General features: G+C 67.0%; 4 protein-coding genes. All 4 read left to right on the top strand.

All coding sequences use genetic code 11. From position 1 onward, the window contains the following. Positions 1–308 precede the first annotated feature (308 nt). The 4 genes from VGL40_09385 (at position 309) to VGL40_09370 (ending at position 3,150) form a co-directional block, all read left to right on the top strand. Positions 309–785: a MarR family transcriptional regulator gene (locus VGL40_09385; GenBank protein HEY3315468.1), complete on the top strand. Its 477-nt coding sequence runs from the start codon at positions 309–311 to the stop codon at positions 783–785. Positions 786–865: 80 nt separating this feature from the next. Then, complete coding sequence (gene murI / locus VGL40_09380; protein ID HEY3315467.1) at positions 866–1,678, top strand: glutamate racemase; 813 nt, start codon at positions 866–868, stop codon at positions 1,676–1,678. Positions 1,679–1,756: 78 nt separating this feature from the next. Further along, entirely contained in the window at positions 1,757–2,536 is a 780-nt protein-coding gene (gene rph, locus VGL40_09375) for a ribonuclease PH (protein HEY3315466.1), read from the top strand. Continuing rightward, positions 2,533–3,150: an XTP/dITP diphosphatase gene (locus VGL40_09370; protein HEY3315465.1), complete on the top strand. Its 618-nt coding sequence runs from the start codon at positions 2,533–2,535 to the stop codon at positions 3,148–3,150. The genes rph and VGL40_09370 overlap by 4 nt, the downstream gene beginning before the upstream one ends. Positions 3,151–3,315: the final 165 nt, after the last annotated feature.

Below are 3,315 nucleotides of genomic sequence, written 5' to 3'. Positions count from 1 at the left end.
CTCCCTCGGTCCTGGTCGAGGGGCTCTACCTGTCCAACCCCACCGACGAGAAGCGGCTCAAAGACCCGAATTTCCAGCGTTCGCTGGCTCAGGCCATCGCCAAGGGGCTGACCGCCTTCTATCAGGCGGTCAACTGAGGCCGCCGTCGCCCGGGCCTCGGCCGATGCGGCCCTGTCCGATTGAGGCTTCCGCCAAGCGAGGAACAGCCAAGCGAGGAACGGATTGACAGGGCGCCCCGGCGCTTGCTATGATTAACTGCGGCAAGTTTAGGGCGGCGAAATATCGCCGCCGGCGCGGAGGCGGATGTGGTGGCCAAAGCCCAGGGTGACGGGCAGGTCCAAAAGCTCGAGGAGCTCTTGCGGCTGGTCAGCATCATCATCCGCAAGCGCGGCCGCGACATCCTTCAAGACTTCGTCGTGACGCCGCCGCAGTTCAACGCCCTCCTGGCCCTGGACCATCACGGACAGTTGACCATGGGCGAGCTGTGCGACCATCTCTACCTGGCTTGCAGCACGGCGACTGACCTGGTCGATCGGATGGAGCGGAACCGGCTGATCGAGCGGGAGCGGGATCAGAGCGACCGCCGGGTCATCCGCCTTAAGATCAAGGATCGCGGCCGGGAGATCATCGCCCAGGTCGTCTCGGCCAGACGGGAGTACTTGGCCGCGGTGACGAAATCGGTCGGCGAAGGCGAGAAGGAACGGTTAATCCAAGCCCTGGAGCAGATATACTTATTGATGACCCGCGACATCGAACCCGGTCCCGCGGGCAGAGTCAAAAGCTAGCCGACAAGGGACGCAGGAGTCGCGGCCGACCGGGCGGTCGGCCCGCTTTGTTGAGGGGGGTCAAGCCGGAGGGCGGCAGAATGGACGTTAAACCTATCGGGATATTCGACTCGGGCGTTGGGGGGCTGACCGTGGCCCGGGAGATGACCCGACAGGGACCGGACGAGCCGTTCATCTACCTCGCCGACTCGGGCCGCTTTCCCTACGGACCGCGCCCACTGGACCAGGTCAAGGAGTTCACGACCCAAGCCGTTCACTTCTTCCTCCGGCACCACGTCAAGCTGATCGTACTGGCCTGCAACACGGCCACCGCGGCCGGCCTCGGCGAGGCCCGGCGGATTTCACCCGTGCCGGTGGTCGGGGTCATCGGGCCGGGCGCCCGGGCGGCCGTAGCCGCCCACGACCATCGTGGCAAGCTGGCCATCCTCGGGACCAAGGCGACCATCGAGAGCGGCGCCTATGTGAAGGCCCTCCGCGGACTCGGCTACGACGGTGAGCCGGCCGGTCTGGCCTGCCCCGACTTCGTCATGGCCGCCGAAAACGGCGACGTCGAGGGGCCCGACGTCGAGACCATGGCCGCCACGGTCCTGGCCCCGCTGGTCTGGCAACGGCCGTCCACGGTCGTCCTCGGGTGCACCCACTTCGCCCCGCTATCCCGGTCGATTTCGAAGGCCTTCGGACCTGATGTGATGATCATCGATCCGGCCGAAGAGACGGCCCGTGAGGTCCTGGGGACCCTTCGCCAGAAAGGGCTGGAGGCTCCGCCGTCCGCCCGGGGGCCGCGGCACCTCTATTTCACCAGCGGCGATCCGGAGCGTTTCCGGACCATCGGGGGAAGGCTCGTGGGCCGGCCGATCAGCGAGGCCCAACTGGTCGATCTTAACGAGTTCTAGCCCGGCAGATCGCGCCCAGCCAGCCCCGAAATCGCGCCCAGCCAGCCCCAAATTCCGTTCACCAAAGGGTGGTTGAACTTGACGCGTCCCGATGGCCGTCGTCCCGACCAGCTCCGCCCACTGAAGATCACCCGGCACTACCTGAAACACCCGGAGGGCTCGGTCCTCGTCGAGTCGGGCGAGACCAAGGTGATCTGCACGGCCAGCCTCGATGAGAAGGTCCCGTCCTTCCTGAAGGGCTCGGGGAAGGGCTGGGTCACCGCTGAGTACGGGATGCTCCCGCGTTCGACCAACACGCGTCAGGCCCGCGACTACATCCAGGGGCATCCGGGTGGCCGGGTCTTCGAGATTCAGCGTCTCATCGGCCGTTCTCTGCGGGCCGTCACCGATCTGCCGGCCCTCGGCGAACGCACCATTTATCTTGACTGCGACGTGATTCAAGCCGACGGGGGGACGAGAACGGCCTCGATCAACGGGGCCTTCGTCGCCCTGGTCGATTGTCTGGAGCTGATGCGGCGGCGGGAGATGATCGCCCGTCTACCCCTGACCGACTACTGCGCCGCCGTCAGCGTCGGGATTATCGCCGACCAGCCGGTGCTCGACCTGTGCTACGCGGAGGACTCGGCGGCCGGCGTCGACATGAACCTGGTCTTCACCGGCGGCGGCCGGCTCATCGAGATCCAGGGGACCGGCGAGGAAGCCACCTTCAGTGGCGAGGAGTTGGACAAGCTCCTCGGCCTGGGGCGGATCGGGGCGAGGGAGACCGTCCGGGTCCAGCGGGAAGTCCTCGGGGAACTGGCCGAGAAGATCGGTGGGGCCGCGGCCAGACGCGGCGACGCGACCGGCGCGCGGCCGTGAGGAGGCTCGTCCTGGCCACCCGCAACCAGGGCAAGGAGCGAGAGTTCCGGGAACTCCTGGCCGACCTGCCCCTCGCGGTCGTCGGCCTGGGGGCCTATCCCAACGCTCCGGAAGTAGCCGAGGATGGCTCTTCCTTCGCCGAGAACGCCCTGGCCAAGGCGCGCCAGGTGGCCGCCTATACCGGCGAGATCGCCCTGGCCGATGATTCCGGGCTGGAGGTCGACGCCCTCGGCGGCCGCCCGGGGATCCACTCCGCCCGCTTTGCCGGACCGCGAGCCAACGACGCCGATCGCATCGATAAGCTGCTGGAGCTTCTCAAGGACGTGCCGCCGCCGCTTCGGACGGCCCGTTTTCAAGCCGCCATCGCCGTTGTCTGGCCGCGCGACGCCTGCGGCGACGTCCCGCGGACCCTGGCCGTCCAAGAGAGCTGCGAAGGGCGGATCACCGAGGCACCGCGTGGGACCGGCGGCCATGGCTTCGATCCCGTCTTCTACCACGAGCCGTCGGGCAAGACCTTCGCCGAGATGACCATGGAAGAGAAGAACGAAGTCAGCCACCGCGGCCGGGCGGCAAGGGCGATTAGGCGGCTGTTATTGTCGCAAGAGTGCCTGTGATCAACCCGCAGTAGTCGCGTCCGCTGCAGTTGCGCCGGCTGCAGTTGCGCCGGCTGCGGTTGCGCCGCGTGCAGTTGCGCCGGCGAGTCGGCTTGGCCGTGCTGGACTTGGCAGTGTAAAGTTTAGGTAGGTGAGTCCGGGGTCCATAAAGAATGAGAGACCCTG

The organism is Bacillota bacterium (assembly GCA_036504675.1).
In the GTDB taxonomy this organism is placed as follows: Bacteria; Bacillota; Sulfobacillia; order JAJYWN01; family JAJZPE01; genus DASXUT01.
The sequence above is the reverse complement of the archived record's forward strand: the minus strand, read 5'-3'. Positions and strand labels throughout refer to the sequence as shown.

Excerpts from the sequence above, each read along its gene's own strand:
- murI (HEY3315467.1), top strand. The coding sequence starts at position 866 with ATGGACGTTAAACCTATCGGGATATTCGACTCGGGCGTTGGGGGGCTG.